This is a genomic window from Streptomyces sp. NPDC059373 (assembly GCF_042751495.1).
Classification (GTDB): Bacteria; Actinomycetota; Actinomycetes; order Streptomycetales; family Streptomycetaceae; genus Actinacidiphila.
Genome location: NZ_JBHYXC010000002.1, coordinates 291,885 through 310,099, shown reverse-complemented (window position 1 = coordinate 310,099; position 18,215 = coordinate 291,885). Strand labels below are relative to the sequence as shown.

Annotated in this window: 17 protein-coding genes; 5 read left to right on the top strand and 12 right to left on the bottom strand. The window is 70.0% G+C overall.

Translation table 11 applies throughout. The annotated features are described in order from the left end of the window. The first annotated feature begins 88 nt into the window (after nt 1–88). A complete protein-coding gene (locus tag ACFXJ5_RS05645; RefSeq protein WP_384627272.1) occupies nt 89–901 on the top strand; it encodes a carbon-nitrogen family hydrolase in 813 nt (270 codons plus the stop codon). On the opposite strand, the gene ACFXJ5_RS05640 is transcribed toward ACFXJ5_RS05645, so the two are convergent. After that, entirely contained in the window at nt 870–1,367 is a 498-nt protein-coding gene (locus ACFXJ5_RS05640) for an LURP-one-related/scramblase family protein (RefSeq protein WP_384627269.1), read from the bottom strand. The genes ACFXJ5_RS05645 and ACFXJ5_RS05640 overlap by 32 nt on opposite strands. Before the next feature lie 40 nt (nt 1,368–1,407). Here ACFXJ5_RS05640 and ACFXJ5_RS05635 point away from each other — a divergent pair, with 40 nt between their 5' ends. Continuing rightward, a complete protein-coding gene (locus ACFXJ5_RS05635; protein ID WP_384627266.1) occupies nt 1,408–3,180 on the top strand; it encodes an NHL domain-containing thioredoxin family protein in 1,773 nt (590 codons plus the stop codon). 12 nt (nt 3,181–3,192) lie between these two features. Here ACFXJ5_RS05635 and ACFXJ5_RS05630 read toward each other — a convergent pair whose 3' ends face one another. The 7 genes from ACFXJ5_RS05630 to ACFXJ5_RS05600 form a co-directional block, all read right to left on the bottom strand. Continuing rightward, complete coding sequence (locus ACFXJ5_RS05630) at nt 3,193–3,414, bottom strand: hypothetical protein (RefSeq protein WP_127354204.1); 222 nt, start codon at nt 3,412–3,414, stop codon at nt 3,193–3,195. Between the two features lie 327 nt (nt 3,415–3,741). Next, on the bottom strand, nt 3,742–4,383 hold the full coding sequence (locus ACFXJ5_RS05625; protein WP_384627264.1) for a DUF4232 domain-containing protein: 642 nt from the start codon (nt 4,381–4,383) through the stop codon (nt 3,742–3,744). A gap of 111 nt (nt 4,384–4,494) precedes the next feature. Then, complete coding sequence (locus ACFXJ5_RS05620) at nt 4,495–5,790, bottom strand: M18 family aminopeptidase (protein WP_384627262.1); 1,296 nt, start codon at nt 5,788–5,790, stop codon at nt 4,495–4,497. Between the two features lie 123 nt (nt 5,791–5,913). Next, nucleotides 5,914–7,749 (bottom strand): acyl-CoA dehydrogenase, encoded by a 1,836-nt coding sequence (locus ACFXJ5_RS05615; RefSeq protein ID WP_384627259.1) that lies wholly within the window; start codon nt 7,747–7,749, stop codon nt 5,914–5,916. A 172-nt stretch (nt 7,750–7,921) separates the two neighbouring features. Continuing rightward, on the bottom strand, nt 7,922–8,872 hold the full coding sequence (locus tag ACFXJ5_RS05610; RefSeq protein ID WP_384627256.1) for a pirin family protein: 951 nt from the start codon (nt 8,870–8,872) through the stop codon (nt 7,922–7,924). 93 nt (nt 8,873–8,965) lie between these two features. Then, nucleotides 8,966–9,412: an SseB family protein gene (locus tag ACFXJ5_RS05605; RefSeq protein WP_384627254.1), complete on the bottom strand. Its 447-nt coding sequence runs from the start codon at nt 9,410–9,412 to the stop codon at nt 8,966–8,968. A gap of 19 nt (nt 9,413–9,431) precedes the next feature. Next, a complete protein-coding gene (locus tag ACFXJ5_RS05600) occupies nt 9,432–11,510 on the bottom strand; it encodes a SpoIIE family protein phosphatase (protein ID WP_384627252.1) in 2,079 nt (692 codons plus the stop codon). Nucleotides 11,511–11,618: 108 nt separating this feature from the next. On the opposite strand from ACFXJ5_RS05600, the gene aspS reads away from it, so the two are divergent. After that, nucleotides 11,619–13,385, top strand: a complete 1,767-nt coding sequence (gene aspS / locus ACFXJ5_RS05595; RefSeq protein WP_384627250.1) for an aspartate--tRNA ligase — start codon at nt 11,619–11,621, stop codon at nt 13,383–13,385. Nucleotides 13,386–13,479: 94 nt separating this feature from the next. Further along, entirely contained in the window at nt 13,480–14,373 is an 894-nt protein-coding gene (locus tag ACFXJ5_RS05590; protein WP_384627247.1) for an intradiol ring-cleavage dioxygenase, read from the top strand. Between the two features lie 6 nt (nt 14,374–14,379). On the opposite strand, the gene ACFXJ5_RS05585 is transcribed toward ACFXJ5_RS05590, so the two are convergent. After that, nucleotides 14,380–14,649 (bottom strand): DUF1876 domain-containing protein, encoded by a 270-nt coding sequence (locus ACFXJ5_RS05585; RefSeq protein ID WP_384627245.1) that lies wholly within the window; start codon nt 14,647–14,649, stop codon nt 14,380–14,382. A 117-nt stretch (nt 14,650–14,766) separates the two neighbouring features. On the opposite strand from ACFXJ5_RS05585, the gene ACFXJ5_RS05580 reads away from it, so the two are divergent. Beyond that, entirely contained in the window at nt 14,767–15,231 is a 465-nt protein-coding gene (locus tag ACFXJ5_RS05580) for a CBS domain-containing protein (protein ID WP_384627242.1), read from the top strand. Between the two features lie 12 nt (nt 15,232–15,243). Here the strand turns inward: ACFXJ5_RS05580 and ACFXJ5_RS05575 are convergent, their stop codons facing one another. The 3 genes from ACFXJ5_RS05575 to ACFXJ5_RS05565 form a co-directional block, all read right to left on the bottom strand. Then, nucleotides 15,244–15,588: an STAS domain-containing protein gene (locus ACFXJ5_RS05575; protein WP_384627239.1), complete on the bottom strand. Its 345-nt coding sequence runs from the start codon at nt 15,586–15,588 to the stop codon at nt 15,244–15,246. 97 nt (nt 15,589–15,685) lie between these two features. Continuing rightward, nucleotides 15,686–17,161, bottom strand: coding sequence for an aldehyde dehydrogenase family protein (locus tag ACFXJ5_RS05570; RefSeq protein WP_384627236.1), 1,476 nt, complete (start codon nt 17,159–17,161; stop codon nt 15,686–15,688). A 73-nt stretch (nt 17,162–17,234) separates the two neighbouring features. Next, nucleotides 17,235–18,104, bottom strand: a complete 870-nt coding sequence (locus ACFXJ5_RS05565; RefSeq protein WP_384627234.1) for a helix-turn-helix domain-containing protein — start codon at nt 18,102–18,104, stop codon at nt 17,235–17,237. Nucleotides 18,105–18,215: the final 111 nt, after the last annotated feature.

Sequence of the window (18,215 nt, the reverse complement as noted above, 5' to 3'; positions counted from 1 at the left end):
ATTACGCTGCGCAGTGACACCACGGGAGTGCTTTCGTGTGACGATCGTAGGCCTGCATGCAGGTACGAAGCTCAGGGACGGTGGTACCGTGCGCGTTTCTCTGATCCAGATCGACGTGGACCCGGCCGAAACGGTCGAAGCCCGGCGCGAGCGGGTCGCCGAACTCGTGCGCGGGCAAGTGGGTGCTGACCTGGTCGTTCTCCCCGAACTATGGACCGTGGGAGCCTTCGCGGCAGACCTGTTCAGCGCCGAGGCGGAGCCCGTCGACGGCCGCACGGCAGAGGTCATGTCGGCCGCCGCGCTGGACGCGGGCGTCTGGCTGCACGCCGGTTCGATCCCCGAGCGCACGTCCGACGGTGCGATCTACAACACCTCGCTGCTCTTCTCGCCCGACGGTGAGCTGCGGCACACATATCGCAAGATCCACCGCTTCGGCTTCGACACCGGCGAGGCCGCCCTCATGTCGGCGGGGGAGACGATCGTCACGGCCGAGCTGCCCGGCGGCGCCGTCCTCGGCCTCGCGACCTGCTACGACCTGCGCTTCCCCGAGCTCTTCCGGCTGCTCGTCGACGCCGGCGCGGGAATCCTCGTCATCCCGGCCGGCTGGCCCGAACGCCGCCGCGAGCACTGGACCCTCCTGGCCCGCGCCCGCGCCGTCGAATCCCAGGCCTACGTCCTCGCCGTCGGTACCGCCGGCACCCACGCCGGGCTCCGGCTCGCCGGCCACAGCATCGCCGTCGACCCCTGGGGCGCCGTCCTCGCGGAGGCCGGCCACGACGAGGAGGTCCTCACCGTCGACCTCGACCCCGCCCTCGTCGCCAAGACGCGCGCCGACTTCCCCGTCCTGCGGGACCGCCTGCTGGGGCTGCCTACTCCTCCTCGCCCTGCTCCGCCTCGCTGAGCCGGTCCACGCACACCGCGACCGCGATGAGCACCGCCGCGTCCGCGTCCTCCCGCTCCACATCGATGGCGTACGTGTCCCGGACCCGGAACCACTTCCGGCTGATCCGGGCCAGCCTCTCGCCCTCGTACTCGATGTCGAACTCCTTGTCGATGATGTCCCCGCGGATCTCGAGCTCCTCGCCGCTCGCGAGCTTCGCCCGATACGCGTCCCGCAGCAGCGTCAGCCGCTTCTTCCTGACGGTGAACAGCTCCTCGCCGTCCCGCTCCACGGTCATCGCGTCCCGCAGGCTGACCAGCTTCTTGCGGATGACAGCGAGGACGGTCCCGTCCGGGTCCTGGAGCTCCAGGGTGTCGCGCAGGCGCAGCACCTTGCCGTCCACGTAGAAGGCGCGACTGCCGTGCTCGTCCTCGATCCAGTAGTCGTCGCCGAGGGCGAAGATCTTCTCGCGAACCAGATATTTCATGGGGGAATGCCTACCCAGCGGGATGAGGTTGGATGGATACATGGCTACACGTGCACGCGTCCGGGCCCCCGAGCTGATCGGCGAGGGCGGCTGGCTGAACACCGGCGGTAAGGAACTGACCCTCGCGGACCTGCGGGGATCGATCGTCATCCTGGATTTCTGGACCTTCTGCTGCGTCAACTGTCTGCACGTCCTGGACGAGCTGCGCGAGCTGGAGGAGAAGCACCGGGACACCGTGGTGATCGTCGGCGTCCACTCGCCGAAGTTCGTGCACGAGGCCGACCACCGGGCCGTGGTGGACGCGGTCGAGCGGTACGGCGTGCACCACCCCGTGCTGGACGACCCGGCGCTGGCGACGTGGAAGCAGTACGCCGTACGGGCCTGGCCGACGCTGACCGTGATCGACCCGGAGGGGTATGTGGTCGCCCAGCACTCCGGGGAGGGGCACGCGCACGCCCTGGAGACGCTGATCAGTGAGCTGGAGACCGAACACGCGGCGAAGGGCACGCTGCGGCGCGGCGACGGCCCGTACGTGCCGCCGGAGCCGGTGGCGACGGACCTGCGCTTCCCGGGCAAGGCGGTGCGGCTGCCGTCGGGCGGTTTCCTGGTGTCCGACACGACGCGGCACCAGTTGGTCGAGCTCGAGCCGGACGCGGAGACCGTCGTACGGCGGATCGGCGGCAGCGGCACCTTCAACGAGCCGCAGGGGCTCGCGCTGCTGCCGGACGGCAGGGTGATCGTCGCCGACACGGTGAACCACTCCCTCAGGACCTACGACCCCGCCACCGGTGACGTCGAGACGGTCGCCGGGACCGGCCGGCAGTGGTGGCAGGGCTCACCGACCGCCGGGCCCGCCCGCGAGGTGGACCTGTCCTCGCCGTGGGACGTCGCGTGGTGGGGCGGCAAGGTGTGGATCGCGATGGCGGGCGTGCACCAGCTCTGGACGTACGACCCGGCTTCCGGGACCGTCGAGGTGGCGGCCGGTACGACCAACGAGGGCCTGGTCGACGGGCCGGCGGCCGAGGCGTGGTTCGCGCAGCCGTCAGGGCTGGCGGCCACCGAGGACCGGCTCTGGGTCGCCGACTCCGAGACGAGCGCGCTGCGGTACGTCGACCGCGACCTCACCGTCCACACGGCCGTCGGCACCGGCCTCTTCGACTTCGGCCACCGGGACGGCGCCGCCGGACAGGCGCTGCTCCAGCACCCGTTGGGCGTCACGGCGCTGCCGGACGGCTCGGTCGCGGTCTCGGACACGTACAACCACGCGCTGCGGCGGTACGACCCCGCCACCGGCGAGGTCACCACCCTGGCCACGGATCTGCGCGAGCCGTCCGACGCGGTGCTGGACGGCGAGGAGATCGTGGTCGTCGAATCCGCCCGCCACCGGCTCACCCGGCTCCGGCTCCCGGAGGAGGCCGTCCAGGTCGACGCCGCCGCGCACCGCACCCAGCGGCCCGCGACCGACGTCGCGCCGGGCACCCTCCGTCTGGACGTGGTCTTCCACGCCCCGGCGGGCCAGAAGCTGGACGAGCGCTACGGTCCCTCGACCCGGCTGCTCGTCAGCTCCACGCCACCCGGGCTGCTCGCCCAGGGCGCCGGCAAGGGTACGGATCTGAGCCGCGAGCTGGTCATCGACGACAGCATCGCGGAAGGGGTTCTGCATGTCTCGGCGATGGCCGCGTCCTGCGACGACGACCCCGCCAACGAGTACCCCGCCTGCCACGTCCACCAGCAGGACTGGGGCGTCCCGGTCCGGATCACCGAGGGAGGCGACACGCGCCTCGCGCTCGTACTGGCCGGGCTTGACGCCTAGTCGGACGTGCCGTCAGACGTGCGGGTAGTTCCGGGCGCGCTCATCCATCACCGGCATGGGTTCGACGACCCTCCGCTTCTTGAAGATGCTGATGTACGCGGCCAGTCCGATCGCGCCGACCGCCATCATGATCAGGCCGACGAGATCGAGATTGACTCCGGCCATGTGCCAGTCTGTCGCGAATGTGAGGATGGCCCCCACCGCGATCAGACCGATGCAACCGCCGATGCCCATGTTGTCCGCCTCCGAACTGGGTTGGCCCTACAGGCTTGTGGGGCTTCGCCTACCCCCGTGCGGTGGGCCTACGCAGTGGAGCCGGCGGTGTCCCGGTCGGCCGCCGGAGGTCGGCGCAGCCGTCCCGAAGCCCGCGAAGCGGTGCGAGGGCGGCGTGAGAGATGGGTCCGATGCAACCGCCGATGCCCATGTTGTCCGCCTCCGAACTGGGTTGGCCCTACAGGCTTGTGGGGCTTCGCCTACCCCGTGCGGTGGGCCTACGCAGTGGAGCCGGCGGTGTCCCGGTCGGCCGCCGGAGGTCGGCGCAGCAGGGGGGTGTTGGGGGACTCAGCCGCCGATGGGCCCGGTGTACGTGCCCGGGTGCGTGGCGCCGTCCTGCAGCAGAACGCTGCCGCCGGGCCAGGTCAGGGTGGCCGAGGTGGTCTCGTTCGGCGGGGTGACGACGACCGACGTGGCCTTGAACTCGGTGCCGCTGCCCTTGGTCCACGGGAGGTAGGAGATGATGAACGTCGCGCTGTTGCCGGGCGCCAGGGTGGCCTTCTTGGGCGTCACGCTGCTGCGGACCAGTGACCAGGAGCCGTCGGCGGACTTCAGGTCCACCCCGGGGAAGCCCTGGAGGGTGCAGGTGGCGGAGCCCTTGTTCTTCAGGACGACGGCCAGCTTCTGCTGGTCGTCGGAGCTGCTCACGGTGCCGTCGCCGGGGCCGAAGGAGAACGTCAGCCCGGCGGTGTGGCAGCGGGTGCTGCTCGTGCCGGTGCCGGTGCCGGTGCCCGTGCTGCTGCCCGGGTCCGTGGTGGCGGCCGCGTTGTCCGCCGGCGCGGAGCCTGCGGCGGAGGCCGTGGGCGTCGACGCGGGCGCGGACGACTGGTCGCTCGCGCTGCTGCCGCTGTCGTTCCCGCCGCAGGCGGTGAGCGTCAGGGCCAGCGCGGACGTGGCGGTCAAGGCGGCGGCAGCGTGAAGCAGTCGCATGATGGGTCCCCCGAGGTGTGATGGCGCTGTGTGCGTTGATCACCATCATCCGGGAGGTTCTCAACAGTCGTGTGACGACACGATCGTGACATCGCGACAGATCCGATCGGCTCAGCCCTCGAGGAAGGCCTTCAGCGCGCTCGCCAGCAGGTACGGATCCGCCACTCCGCACAGCTCGCGCGCGGAGTGCATGGACAGGATCGGTACGCCGACGTCCACCGTCGTGATGCCGAGCCGGGCGGCCGTGATCGGGCCGATGGTCGTGCCGCACGGCATGGCGTTGTTGGAGACGAAGGCCTGCAGCGGCACCCCGGCCTTGTCGCAGGCGGTGGCGAAGATGCCTCGGCCGGTGCCGTCGGTGGCGTACCGCTGGCTGACGTTGACCTTGAGGATGGGGCCGGCGTTGGGCATCGGCCGGTGCGTGGGGTCGTGCTTCTCGGCGTAGTTGGGGTGGACGGCGTGGCCGGTGTCGGCGGAGACGCACACGGTGCCGGCCAGGGCGCGGGCCCGGTGCTCGTAGGAGCCCCCACGTGCGAAGACGGAGCGCTCCAGGACGTTGCCGAGCAGCGGGCCGCCGGCGCCGGTGTCGGACTCGCTGCCGGTCTCCTCGTGGTCGAAGGCGGCGAGGACCGGGATGTACGGCAGCTCCGGGCGCCCGGCGGCAGCGGCGGCCAGGGCGGCGGTGCCGGCGTGCACGGACAGCAGGTTGTCCAGCCGGCCGGCGGCGAGGAACTCGCGGTCGCGGCCGAGGTAGGCCGGGGGCTGGACGTCGTGCGTCATGAGGTCCCAGCCGACCACCTCGCCCGGCTCCACCCCGGCCTCCTCGGCCATCAGCCGCACCAGCGCACCCTCGTCGTGGCCGCCGAGGCCCCACACGGGCTGCATGTGCCGCTGCTTGTCGAGGGTGAGGCCGTTCTCGTTGACGCCCCGGTCGAGGTGGACGGCGAGCTGCGGGACCCGCAGCAGCGGCCGGTCGGCGTTGATCAGCCGGGTGCTGCCGTCCCGCAGCACGATCCGGCCCGAGAGCCCCAGATCGCGGTCGAGCCAGGTGTTGAGCAGCGCTCCCCCGTAGACCTCCACCGCGATCTGCCGCCACCCGTACGAGGCGGTGTCGGGCACCGGCTTGACCCGCAGGTTCGTGGAGTCGGTGTGCGCCCCGACGATCCGGAAGGGCGTCTCGGGCCGGGCATCGGCCGGCACGTACCAGGCGATGATCGCGCCACCGCGCAGCACGTACTTCCCCCCGGTCTCGCCGTCCCAGGCCTCGGTCTCGCTGACCTGGCGGAATCCCGCCTTCTCCAGGCGCTCGGCGGAACTCGCGACCGCGTGGTACTGCGACGGGCTGGCGGTGATGAAAGCCGCCAGGTCGTCGGTGTGGGTGCGGTCGAAGTGGGGGTGCGCGTTCATGGGGTCAAGGATAGGTACGCACCGGGCCGGAACCGCACGCCGTGGCGTGGACGGCGGCCCTGAGACGCCGAGGGCCCCCGCCGGAACGGGGGCCTTCGGTGAACTGCTGACGGGAGGGCGTCCTCAGAACGCCTCCTCCGGGAGCTCCATGACGTCGAGGCTGACGTTCTCGGCGATGGAGCGCTGGACGGAGACCAGCGGCAGGATGTTCGCGGCGAAGAACTTCGCGGCGGCGATCTTGCCGGTGTAGAAGGCGACGTCCTTGGCGGAGGCGCCGGCGGCCAGCTTCTCGGCTGCGACGGCGGCACCCTTGAGGAGCAGGTAGCCGACCACGACGTCGCCCGAAGTGAGCAGCAGGCGGGTGCCGTTGAGGCCGACCTTGTAGATGTTCTTGACGTCCTGCTCGGTGCCGGCGAGGTCGGTCAGCATGGTGCCGACGATCGCCTCCAGGTCCACGGCGGCCTTGGCGAGCTGCTCGCGGGCGGGGGCCAGCTCCTCGCCGCCGACGGCCTCGGCGAGGAACTTCTTGATCTCCTCGGAGAGGGCGGTCAGGGCAGCGCCCTGGTTGCGGACGATCTTCCGGAAGAAGTAGTCCTGCCCCTGGATGGCGGTGGTGCCCTCGTAGAGGGTGTCGATCTTGGCGTCCCGGATGTACTGCTCGATCGGGTACTCCTGCAGGTAGCCGGAGCCGCCGAAGGTCTGCAGGGACTGGGCGAGCTGCTCGTACGACTTCTCGGAGCCGTAGCCCTTGACGATCGGCAGGAGCAGGTCGTTGAGCGCGTGCAGGGTCGTGGCGGAAGACTCGTCCCCATCCGCCTCGGCGACGGCGATCGCGTCCTGGACGGAGGCCGTGTGGAGGACGAGGGCGCGCATGCCCTCGGCGTACGCCTTCTGCGTCAGCAGGGAGCGCCGCACGTCGGGGTGGTGGGTGATGGTGACCTTGGGCGCGGACTTGTCCATGAACTGCGCGAGGTCCGGGCCCTGGACGCGCTCCTTGGCGTACTCCAGCGCGTTGAGGTAGCCCGTCGACAGGGTGGCGATGGCCTTCGTGCCGACCATCATGCGGGCGAACTCGATGATCCGGAACATCTGGCGGATGCCGTCGTGCTTGTCGCCGATCAGCCAGCCCTTGGCGGGGTGCTGGTCGCCGAAGGTCATCTCGCAGGTGTTGGAGGCCTTGAGGCCCATCTTGTGCTCGACGTTGGTGGCGTAGACGCCGTTACGGGCGCCGAGCTCGCCGGTCTCGAAGTCGAACTCGTACTTCGGGACCATGAAGAGCGACAGGCCCTTGGTGCCGGGGCCGGCGCCCTCGGGGCGGGCCAGCACGTAGTGGATGATGTTCTCGGACATGTCGTGCTCGCCCGAGGTGATGAAGCGCTTGACGCCCTCGATGTGCCAGGAGCCGTCCTCCTGCTCCACGGCCTTCGTACGGCCCGCGCCGACGTCCGAGCCGGCGTCCGGCTCGGTGAGGACCATGGTGGAGCCCCACTGCTTCTCGACCGCGATGCTCGCGATGTGCTTCTGGGTCTCGTTGCCCTCGGAGTAGAGGATGCCGGCGAAGGCCGGGCCGGAGGAGTACATCCAGATCGCCGGGTTGGAGCCGAGGATCAGCTCCGCGTACGACCAGATAAGGGTGGCCGGCGCGGTGGTGCCGCCGATCTCCTCGGGCAGGCCCAGGCGCCAGTACTCGGAGTCCATGAAGGCCTGGTAGCTCTTCTTGAAGGTGTCCGGGACCGGCGCGGTGTTGGTGTCCGGGTCGAAGACCGGCGGGTTGCGGTCGGTGTCGGCGAAGGACTCGGCCAGCTCGTTCTCGGCGAGGCGGGCCAGCTCGGACAGGATGTCCTTGGCGGTCTCCACGTCCATCTCGGCGAAGGGGCCGGTGCCGTAGAGCTTGTCGCGGCCGAGCACCTCGAAGAGGTTGAACTCGATGTCGCGGAGGTTTGACTTGTAGTGGCCCATGGCGACGGCTCCGTCGGGGTCGAGGGGAGGGCGTGAACGTGTGGGTACGCAGTCCTCGCAGCTTTATCACTTACCGGTTGGTAATGATGCTACCCGTCGGTAATAAGACGCAACCCCAAACCGTCACGATGTGACGGAACTCCCGTGGCGGGGCCACGGGAGTTCGGGTGGGTCAGGCCCCGGCCGGGATCGACCCCAGGCGGCCGGCCTGGAAGTCGTCGAAGGCCTGGGCCAGCTCGGCGTGGGTGTTCATGACGAACGGGCCGTACTGCATCATCGGCTCGCGGATCGGCTGCCCGCCCAGCAGCACGACCTCGAAGTTCGGGCTGCGGGACTCCTGGGTCTCGTCGGCCCGGACGGTGAGCGAGTCACCGCGGCCGAAGACGACCGACTGGCCCATCCGGAAGGGGCGCCCCTCCGGGCCCGCGAAGCCGCTCCCGGCGAGTCCGTACGCCAGGGCGTTGAAGTCGGAGCGCCAGGGCAGGGTCAGCTCGGCGCCGGGGCTGATGGAGGCGTGGATCATGGTGATCGGGGTGTGGGTGGCACCGGGACCGGCGTGCTCGCCCACCTCGCCGGCGATGACGCGGATCAGGGAAGCGCCGTCCGCCGAGGCCAGCAGCTTGATGTTGCCGCTGCGGATGTCCTGGTACTTCGGGGCGATCATCTTGTCCTGGCGCGGCAGGTTCACCCACAGCTGCAGGCCGTGGAAGAGTCCGCCGCTGACCACGAGCTCCTCCGGCGGCTGCTCGATGTGCAGCAGGCCGGAGCCGGCCGTCATCCACTGGGTGTCGCCGTTGGTGATGGTGCCGCCACCGCCGTGCGAGTCCTGGTGAACGAAGGTGCCGTCCATGATGTACGTGACGGTCTCGAAGCCGCGGTGCGGGTGCCAGGGCGTGCCCTTGGGCTCTCCGGGCGCGTACTCCACCTCGCCCATCTGGTCCATCATGATGAACGGGTCGAGGTTCTTGTAGTCGATGCCCGCGAACGCGCGGCGGACGGGGAAGCCCTCGCCCTCGAAGCCGGTGGGGGCGGTGGTCACCTGGAGCGCGCGGCGCGGGGCCGCGTCCGCGGGGGCCTGGACGCGTGGCAGGGTGAGCGGATTCTCTACGGTCACGGCGGGCATGGGGTGCCTCCTACTCCGGGATGTTCCATCTTCAATTTAGTTGAAGGATGAACTTCCGCCAAGTATTCCCGGCCGTTCGCGATGCGACGGCGGCTAGCCGTACATCCGGCGCATCGTGAAGTCGACCATCTGCTCGACGGCCTTGGCGTCGAAGACCATCCGGTGCTGGCCCTCCATGTCGAGGACGAAGCCGTATCCGGTCGGCAGCAGGTCCAGCACCTCGGCGCCGGTGATCACGAAGTACTTGGAGTCCTTGCCGGCGTAGCGGCGCAGCTCCTTGAGCGAGGTGAACATCGGGATCACCGGCTGCTGCGTGTCGTGCAGTGCCAGGAAGCCGGGGTTGTCACCGCGCGGGCAGTAGACCTTGGACGAGGCGAAGATCGCCTGGAAGTCCTCGGCGGACAGGGAGCCGGTGGTGAAGGCCCGCACGGCGTCGGCCAGGGATGGCGGTGAGGGCTCGGGGTAACCTGCCCCCTGCATGCCCCCGGCCATCGGTGGTGTGGCGCCCTGCGGGTTCACGTTCTGGTCGTAGCCGTACACGCGGCCAGACTACCGCTGACTACCGCTCGTACAGCTCGAACCAGATGGCCTTGCCGTCGCCGCGGGGCTCGACGCCCCACGCGTCGGCCAGGGTCTCGGTCAGCAGCAGCCCGCGCCCCGAGGAGGCCATCTCGCCGGGGTTGCGGCGGTGCGGCATGTCGTCGTTGCGGTCGTGTACGTCGATGCGCAGGCGCCGGCCGCCGGGCATGCCGAGAAGGCGGGCGGTCAGCAGGGCGTCCTCGTCGGTGTGCAGCAGGACGTTGGTGACCAGCTCGGACACCAGCAGCATGGCCACGTCGACGTGGTCCGCCACCTGCCAGTCGTGGAGCACGGCGCGGATCTCGTGCCGGGCCTCCCTGATCTGCCGGGGGCTGGACTGCGAGACGGTGAGGAAGATCTTCCGCTGCGGCACCGCGCAGGTCGCGCCGTCCGGCTCGCGGCGCAGCAGGAGCAGCGCGATGTCGTCCTCGCGGCGGTCGGCGAGCGGGCCGGTGACGTGGTGCGAGGCAGGACCGTGGACGACCTCGACGACCGCGTCGGCCAGGTTTTCCAGGTCGTCGGCCGCGGAGGATTCCAGGACCGTGCTGAGTCGCTTCCAGCCGGTGTCCAGGTCGTGGCCGCCGGTCTCGATCAGCCCGTCGGTGCACAGCAGCAGCACCTCGCCGGGCTCCAGGGTGAAGCGGGTGGTGGGGTAGTCGGTGTCCGGGGCGATGCCCAGCGGCAGGCCGCCCGCCGTGCGGCGCAGGATCGTGGTGCCGTCGGCGAGCCGGATCGTGGGGTCCGGGTGCCCGGCGCGTACGACGTCCAGGGCGCCGGTCGCCGGGTCGACCTCCATGTAGAGGCAGGTCGCGAACCGGTCGTCGTCGCGGTAGTCGGAGGCGGTCAGCCCGGCCAGGAAGCGCGAGGTCCGCGACATCACCGCGTCCGGGCGGTGCCCCTCGGCCGCGTACGCCCGCAGCGCGATCCGGAGCTGGCCCATGAGGCCTGCGGCCCGTACGTCATGGCCCTGGACGTCGCCTATGACCAGGGCGGTGCGGCCCGAGGGGAGGTCGATCACGTCGTACCAGTCGCCGCCGACCTGGAGCCCGCCGCCGGTCGGCACATAGCGGGCGGCCACCGACATGCCCTCGATGCCGGGCTCGCGCGAGGGCAGCATGGTGCGCTGGAGGCCGTCCGACAGTTCCCGCTCGGACTCCTGGAGGTGGGCCCGCGACAGCGCCTGCGCGAGCATCCGCGCCACGGTCGTCAGCACCGAGCGCTCGTCCGGCGTGAAGGCCACCGGATCGCGGAAGCCCGCCATCCAGGCGCCGATCGTGCGCCCGGCCACCACCAGCGGCACGAAGGCCCACGACTGGCGGCCGAAGGGCCTGGCCAGCGGCCAGGTCGCCGGGTACTGCTCCTGGTACGCCTCCGGGCTGGGCAGATACACCGCGCGGCCGGTGCGCACCACGACCGCCGCCGGGTAGTCCGTGCTCAGCGGCATCTCCATGAACGGCAGTTCGTCGCCCGGCTTGTGCCCGTGGTGGCCGATGACCGACAGCCGGTCGCCCTCGACCCCGAAGACGGCCAGGCCCTCGGGCGAGAAGCCCGGCATGGACAGGTGCGCCGCGACGCGCAGCACGGCCGCCGTGCTGTCGGCCTCCGCGAGGGCCCGCCCGGCGTCGAGGAGGAAGGCCTCGCGGGCCCGCTGCCAGTCCGCCGGGGCGACGGGCGAGCCGGCCGGGCGGTCGCCATGGGCGTCGGGCAGGCCGGGCACCTCCTGCACCGTGCCGACTATCTTGGTCGGCCAGCCCTCCTCCGAGGGCACTCCGTACGAGCGCGTCAGCACCGTCCGCACCACCGTGCCGTCCTCGCGGACCACCCGCAGGGTCGCGTGCGAGACCGTGCCCTCGGCGACCGACAGGGCGACCCCGGCCGCCATCTCGACGTAGTCCGCGGCGTGATAGCAGGCCCTGGTGACCCCTGAGGTGGCGGTGGTCGGCTCCGGCGGCAGACCGAGCAGCCCGGCGGCCACCGCGTCGAGTTCCACGGAATCGGTGGCGTTGTCCCACAGCCACACACCCGTCCCGACAGCGGCGAGCACGTCCTCGATGCGCATTGCCACAGTTTATGAGTGTATGGGCCGATCATACGAATGGGGTCGGGCCTCCGTGCGCCCGTAGACTATGGGGGCCTGATCCCCAGAATCCGACGACTTGGACGAACGATGCATCGGTACCGGTCCCACACCTGCGGTGAGCTGCGCGCCACTGACGTAGACGCCGAAGTGCGCCTCAGCGGTTGGCTGCACAATCGCCGTGATCTGGGCGGCATCCTCTTCGTCGATCTCCGGGACCACTACGGCCTCGTGCAGCTGGTCGTCCGGCCCGGCTCGCCCGCGTACGACCAGCTGAGCGGCCAGTCGAAGGAATCCGTGATCCGGGTCGACGGCCGGGTCGTCGCCCGCAGTGCGGAGAACGTCAACCCGGAGCTGCCGACCGGCGAGGTCGAGGTCGAGGTCTCCTCGTTCGAGGTACTCGGTGCCGCCGACCCGCTGCCCTTCCCGGTCTTCCCGGAGGACAACGCCAACGAGGAGGCCCGGCTCACCAACCGCTTCCTCGACCTGCGCCGCGCGCGCATGCACCGCAACATCATGCTGCGCACCCAGGTCATCTCCTTCCTCCGCCGCGAGATGACCGCGCTGGGCTTCAACGAGCTGGCGACCCCGATCCTGTCGGCGACCTCCCCGGAGGGCGCCCGCGACTTCCTGGTGCCGTCGCGCGTGCACCCCGGCAGGTTCTACGCGCTGCCGCAGGCGCCGCAGCAGTTCAAGCAGCTGCTGATGATCGCGGGGTTCGACCGTTACTTCCAGATCGCGCCCTGCTTCCGCGACGAGGACTCCCGCGCCGACCGCTCGCCGGGCGAGTTCTACCAGCTCGACGTCGAGATGAGCTTCGTCGAGCAGGAGGACGTCTTCGGCGTCATCGAGAAGGTCATGACGGATGTCTTCGAGGAGTTCGGCGGCGGCCGTCATGTGACCTCGCCCTTCCCGCGCATCCCGTTCCGCGAGTCGATCGTCAAGTACGGCAACGACAAGCCCGACCTGCGCGCCAAGCTCGAACTGGTCGACGTCTCCTCGATCTTCGCCGGCTCCGGCTTCAAGGCCTTCGCCGACAAGCACGTCCGGGCGCTGCCGGTGCCGGACACCGCGGGCCAGTCGCGCAAGTTCTTCGACCAGCTCGGCGACTACGCGGTCGAGCAGGGCGCCAAGGGCCTGGCCTGGGTCCGGGTCGGCGACGACCTGACGCTGTCCGGCCCGATCGCGAAGTTCCTCACCGAGGACGACGTCAAGGCGCTGCTGGCGGCCGTGGACGCCAAGCCCGGCCACGCGATCTTCTTCGGCGCGGGTGAGTTCGACGAGGTCTCGAAGATCATGAGCGCGGTGCGCGTCGAGGCCGCCAAGCGCGCCGGGCACTTCGAGGAGGACGTCTTCCGCTTTTGCTGGATCGTCGACTTCCCGATGTTCGAGAAGAACGAGGACACCGGCCGGATCGAGTTCTCCCACAACCCCTTCTCCATGCCGCAGGGCGGCCTGGAGGCGCTGGAGACCAAGGACCCGCTGGACATCCTGGCCTGGCAGTACGACATCGTCTGCAACGGCGTCGAGCTCTCGTCCGGCGCGATCCGTAACCACGAGCCCGACGTCATGTACAAGGCGTTCGAGATCGCCGGCTACGACCGCGACACCGTGGAGCACGAGTTCGGCGGCATGCTGCGGGCGTTCCACTACGGCGCCCCGCCGCACGGCGGCATCGCCCCGGGCGTCGACCGCATCGTCATGCTGCTCGCCGACGAGCCCAACATCCGCGAGACCATCGCCTTCCCGCTCAACCAGAACGCCCAGGACCTGCTGATGGGCGCCCCGAGCGAGGTCGACGAGGCGCGGCTGAAGGAACTGCACATCGCGCTGCGGCTGCCGCCGAAAAAGGTCTGACCCCACGGTCCTTGAGGGCCCCGTGCCGCCACCCGTTCCGGAGGCGGCACGGGGCCCTTTCGCACGGGCGTCCTACGCGCGTAGCATCATGGACATGACAGAAACTCAATTCCCCCCACGCAGCGGCGACTTACCCCGCCGCAAGGTCATCGCCGCAGGCGGCGTCGGCATCGGCGTCGCGGCGATCGGCATCGGCGGCGCCGCAGTGGCCACGGCCTCCTCCCCCACGGAGACCGTTGCCGACGAGTCCTGCTACCTGCTCACGGCGGAGACCACCGAGGGTCCGTACTACCTCGACTACGACCTGTTCCGTAAGGACATCACCGAGGACCGGACCGGCATCCCGCTCGACCTGCACCTCAAGGTCATCGACTCCGCCACCTGCAAGCCGCTCAAGCACGCGGCCGTCGACGTCTGGCACTGCGACGCCCTGGGCGTCTACTCCGGCTACACCGCCGTGGGCTCCGGTGGCGGCGGTCCCGCGCCGACCGGCCCCCCTCCCTCCGGTACGCCGACCGGCACCCCCACCGGCGCGCCGCCCAGCGGTGGGCCCGGCGGCGGTGGCGGGCATGCGACGCCGACGGACGACCTGACCTACCTGCGCGGCTCGGGGCTGACCGACCGGCACGGGGTGGTCGGCTTCCGTACCGTCTTCCCCGGCTGGTACCGGGGCCGGTGCGTGCACATCCACGTCAAGGTCCACATCGGCGGCACCCTGTCGGACGACGGCTACGAGGGCGGCAACACCGCCCACACCGGCCAGCTCTTCTTCGCCGAGAAGGCGGTGCTCGCCGCCGCCGAGGTCGAGCCGTACAGCACCAGCACCACGGCCCGCACCACCCTCGACGAGGACACCATCTACCCGGGCAACGGCGCGCAGGGCGGCCTGCTGCACCTCCAGTACCGCCAGGGCCACATCGCCAAGGGCGTACGCGCCCACCTCACGCTGGGCGTCGACCCCGACGCGGACCACACCGGCCAGGGCTGAGCCCCGTCACATCCTCGGGTGCGCGGGCATGTGAGTGACGTCCTCGATCTCGTGCGCCGCCTTGCCGAGCAGCTGCCTGGCGAGGTCGTTGAGGGCACGGGCCGCCGCCAGTTCTTCGCCGACCCGCTCCTGGCCGGGGTCGGAGGGGTGCCGGTTGGCGTGCCCGTGCGACCTCAGTTCTGTGCCGTCGGGAAGCCGGACCATGGCGGCGGCCTTGGTCCGCGCGCCGTCCTCCCGGAAGTCCATCTCGATGTGCCATCCCACGAGGGTCTGCATCACGACCACCTCCAGCGGTTGCCCTTCCAGCTTCCCCCCTGCGGGAGCGATGGCGAAACCCCGGCAGGGGGACCACGATGGAGTGAGTGGCCAGCCACGCACACCGGGAGGCCCATCATGACCACTGCTCTGGACATCATGCACACGGGCGCCCTGTGCGTCGGGGAGCGCGAGTCCCTGGCCGACGCGGCGCGGATCATGAGGGAACAGCACGTCGGGGCACTGCCGATCTGCGGTGACGACGACGTGCTGATCGGCATCATCACGGACCGGGACATCGTGCTCAAGTGCGTCGCGGAGGGTCGCGACCCGGCGACGATGACGGCGGGCGAGCTCGCGCTGGGCCGGCCGCTGATCGTCGAGGGCGAGGACGACATCGACGAGGTCCTGGAGCTGATGGAGGAACACCAGATCCGCCGGCTGCCGGTGATCGACCACCCCGCGCACCGGCTGATCGGGATGATCAGCGAGGCGGACGTGGCCCGGCACCTGCCCCAGGAGCGGATCGCGGAGTTCGTGGCGGCGGTCTGCGCCGAGCAGCCGCTGGCGGCGACGGCCGGGAGCCAGGGGCACGGGGGATAGGGCCGGTACGGCTCAGGACTCGTAACCGGCGAGGGCCTGGTCCAGCGTCGGGACCGGCCGGAAGGCGGCGATCAGCCCGGTGGCCCGCATGATCCGCAGCGTCATCGGGTGGTCGCAGACCAGGTGCAGCTTTCTGTCGTGCCGGGTCGCCCGGCGGCGTACGCGGCACAGCACCGACAGGCCGGAGCAGTCGAGGAAGTCCACGGGCCCCAGGTCGAGGACCAGATCGGGCCCGGGCCGGTCGGTGAGCGCGTCGAGCGCCGGCGTGATGATGTCGGCTGCCTCGACGTCGATGTCGCCGCTCAGCTCCACCACCACGCACCCGTGCCTCGGATAGGTGCGCATGTACCGGCTCACCGGCGAATGAGATCATCGGAAGGAGCGCGGAGGGAGTATGTCAAGCGCCCCTTCACTCGATCGAGTGAAATGGCTCTGAATTACGGGTCTTCTTGGCTCAGAGCGGGAACTGGCTGCGCCCGTGCTGGATGGAAATCCACTTGGTCGTGGTGAAGACCTCGATCGCCGATTCGCCGTTCAGCCGGCCGAGACCGGACGGCTTCTCGCCGCCGAAGGCGACCAGCGGTTCGTCGTTGATCGTGCTGTCGTTGACATGGATCATCCCGGTCTCGATGCGCTGGGCGATCCGTATGCCCCGCTCCACATCGGCGGTGTGCACGGCCCCGCTCAGCCCGAACGGGGTGTCGTTGGCGATCCGTACGGCCTCGTCCTCACCGTCGAAGGGCACGATCAGCACGACCGGACCGAACAGCTCCCGGCGCAGGATCGGGGCGTCGGGGGCCAGGCCGGTGAGCACCGACGGGGAGACCAGCGTGCCCTCGGCGGTGCCGCGCAGCAGGGCCACCGCGCCGCCGGCGACGGCCTGGTCGACCTGCGCGGTGATGGTGTCGGCCGAGGCCTGGTCGATGAGCGGGCCGATCTGGGTGGCCGGATCCGCCGGGTCGCCGACCCGCAGGGCCGCGACGCGCGCCGTGAAGGCTTCGGTGAACTCCGCCTCCACCGCCCGGTCGACCAGGACGCGGTTGGCGGCCATGGATATCTGCCCCTGGTCGGCGAAGCGGCTGAAGACGGCGGCGTCCACCGCGTAGTCCAGGTCGGCGTCGGCCATGACGATCAGCGCGCTGTTGCCGCCGAGTTCGAGGACCGTCCGCTTGAAGTGCCGGGCGGCCACCGAGGCCACATGCCGGCCGACCTTGTCGGAGCCGGTGAAGGTGATGACCCGGGGCACCGGGTGCTCGATGAAGGCGTCGCCGATCTCCGCGATGTCGGTGACCGTGACGTTCAGCAACCCGGGCGGCAGCCCGGCCTCCTCGAAGATCCTGGCGATCAGCGTGCCGCCGGTTATCGGGGTGTTCTGGTGCGGCTTGAGCACCACGCCGTTGCCGAGCGCCAGCGCGGGCGCCACCGACTTGAGCGCCAGGAAGAGCGGGAAGTTGAACGGGCTGATGACCCCGACGACCCCGACCGGGAGCCGGTAGACGCGGTTCTCCTTGCCCGCCACCGGCGAGGGCAGAATCCGCCCCTCGACCCGCGTCGCGATCTGCGCGGCCTCCCGCAGCATGTCCTTGGCGAGCGCGATCTCGAAGGCCGCCTTCAGGCGCGTCCCGCCGAGCTCCGCGACGATGATCTCGGTGATCTCCCGCTCGTGGTCCTCCATCGCGCGCAGCGCCCGTTCGAAGACCAGCCCTCGTGCGTACGGTCCGGTCGCCTCCCAGGCGTGCCGCGACCGTTCGGCCGCGCGGTACGCCTGATCGATCTCGTCCACGGTCGCCGCCGTGATGGAGGCCAGCTTGTCCCCGTTGAAGGGGTTGAAGTCGACGACATCCCAGGAACCGCTTCCGGGCAGCCACTGACCGTCTATGTACTGATAAGCGAAACTCGAGAGGTCCGAGAAGTCAGAGAAGTCGGCCATCGCATCCCTTTCGCGAACCCCCGAGCACCGCACGCGAGTTGATTCCCTGTCATGCTACGCGTGAAGCTTCTGCTCACAGGTCGCGCAGGATATTCCTCAGCCGATCCACAGTCTTCCGCGCCGAGAGACTATTCGCGCACAGGCTGTCCATAGCTTTTCCGTACTGGTCCACTTCATCCCGCTTGTCGATATACATCGCGCCCGTGAGCTGCTCGACGTACACCACGTCGGCGAGGTCCGACTCGGGGAAGCGCAGCATCGTGAACGGCCGCCCGCCCGCCGCCGGATATCCCGCGAACTCCAGTGGCAGCACCTGGATCGACACATTCGGACGCTCGCCGATTTCCAGCAGATACTCGATCTGGGCCCGCATCACCTCGGGCCCGGCGACCCGGCGCCGGATGGCCAACTCGTCCATCACCGCGACGATGTCCGGCGCCCGCTCCGAGACCAGAAGCTTCTGCCGCTCCAGGCGCAGATCGACCCGGCGGCCGATCTCCTCACTCGTGGCACCCGGATGGCCCAGCGAGTAGACCTGACGGGTGTAGTCCTCGGTCTGCAGCAGGCCGTGCACGAAGTGCACCTCGAAGGTGCGGATCTGGGAGGCGGACTCCTCCAGGCCGACGTACGTCTGGAACCAGGAGGGCAGCACATCACCGTAACCGTGCCACCAGCCGGCGATGTTGGCCTCGCGCACCAGGGAGAGCAGCGCGTCGCGCTCGGCGTCGTCACTGATGCCGTACAGGGTCAGCAGGTCCGCGACGTCGCGTTCCTTGAAGCTGACCCGTCCCAGCTCCATCCTGCTGATCTTGGACTCCGAGGCCCGGATCGAATAGCCCGCATCCTCCCGGGTGATGCCCTTTGTCTCCCGCAGCCTGCGCAGCTGGGAGCCCAGGAGGATGCGGCGGACCATCGACCCGCTTCCCGACTGAACCGTCGCCATGTGTGCCCACCTTCTCCCCGTGGCTAAAGCAGTCTGCCACTAAGTGGCTGCGTTGAGTACTTGAACAGTCACCCTCAATCGCCACAGGTGCATCACATGCATCCAGTCTTG

Bases quoted from the DNA above. Each gene is read 5' to 3' on its own strand.
- ACFXJ5_RS05620 (WP_384627262.1), bottom strand. From the start codon at position 5,790: ATGAACGCGCACCCCCACTTCGACCGCACCCACACCGACGACCTGGCG.
- ACFXJ5_RS05600 (WP_384627252.1), bottom strand. From the start codon at position 11,510: ATGCGCATCGAGGACGTGCTCGCCGCTGTCGGGACGGGTGTGTGGCTG.
- ACFXJ5_RS05590 (WP_384627247.1), top strand. From the start codon at position 13,480: ATGACAGAAACTCAATTCCCCCCACGCAGCGGCGACTTACCCCGCCGC.
- ACFXJ5_RS05630 (WP_127354204.1), bottom strand. From the start codon at position 3,414: ATGGGCATCGGCGGTTGCATCGGTCTGATCGCGGTGGGGGCCATCCTC.
- ACFXJ5_RS05625 (WP_384627264.1), bottom strand. From the start codon at position 4,383: ATGCGACTGCTTCACGCTGCCGCCGCCTTGACCGCCACGTCCGCGCTG.
- ACFXJ5_RS05615 (WP_384627259.1), bottom strand. From the start codon at position 7,749: ATGGGCCACTACAAGTCAAACCTCCGCGACATCGAGTTCAACCTCTTC.
- ACFXJ5_RS05565 (WP_384627234.1), bottom strand. From the start codon at position 18,104: ATGGCGACGGTTCAGTCGGGAAGCGGGTCGATGGTCCGCCGCATCCTC.
- ACFXJ5_RS05585 (WP_384627245.1), bottom strand. From the start codon at position 14,649: ATGCAGACCCTCGTGGGATGGCACATCGAGATGGACTTCCGGGAGGAC.
- ACFXJ5_RS05610 (WP_384627256.1), bottom strand. From the start codon at position 8,872: ATGCCCGCCGTGACCGTAGAGAATCCGCTCACCCTGCCACGCGTCCAG.
- ACFXJ5_RS05570 (WP_384627236.1), bottom strand. From the start codon at position 17,161: ATGGCCGACTTCTCTGACTTCTCGGACCTCTCGAGTTTCGCTTATCAG.
- ACFXJ5_RS05580 (WP_384627242.1), top strand. From the start codon at position 14,767: ATGACCACTGCTCTGGACATCATGCACACGGGCGCCCTGTGCGTCGGG.
- aspS (WP_384627250.1), top strand. From the start codon at position 11,619: ATGCATCGGTACCGGTCCCACACCTGCGGTGAGCTGCGCGCCACTGAC.
- ACFXJ5_RS05635 (WP_384627266.1), top strand. From the start codon at position 1,408: ATGGCTACACGTGCACGCGTCCGGGCCCCCGAGCTGATCGGCGAGGGC.
- ACFXJ5_RS05640 (WP_384627269.1), bottom strand. From the start codon at position 1,367: ATGAAATATCTGGTTCGCGAGAAGATCTTCGCCCTCGGCGACGACTAC.